Origin of the sequence: Devosia indica, from assembly GCF_003056405.1 — a bacterium.
GTDB classification, from domain to species: Bacteria; Pseudomonadota; Alphaproteobacteria; order Rhizobiales; family Devosiaceae; genus Devosia; species Devosia indica.
The window spans coordinates 1-254 of the sequence record NZ_PYVZ01000067.1 but is presented as its reverse complement, the minus strand read 5'-3'; the positions used below and the strand labels follow the sequence as shown (position 1 = coordinate 254).

Here is a 254-nt window from a genome sequence, read left to right as displayed (position 1 = left end):
AAAATGCCGCCACGTGAATGGTCCATGGCCAAGGCGCAGTTCGCTGTAATCTTCGGCGAGCGCTTCATCCGAGCCATGGCGGCGTAATATGCAATCGCCCGCCACACACGAAATTACTGACAGTCCCGCCTCCCTCAAGACCTCGGCTTCCATGGTCTTCTTGCCGAGCATGCGCTCGAGGTCACGCACGCGCTTTTCCAGATCGCGCACCTGGGAAGCGCCAACGACATCTTCATCGGCCTGAACGGCTGCGT

1 pseudogene is annotated in these 254 nt (G+C 59.4%); it reads right to left on the bottom strand.

Annotation, left to right across the window (positions count from 1 at the left end):
- Window positions 1-126: 126 nt before the first annotated feature.
- Window positions 127-254 (bottom strand): annotated as a pseudogene (locus DDE76_RS19410) (IS3 family transposase); the annotation flags it as partial.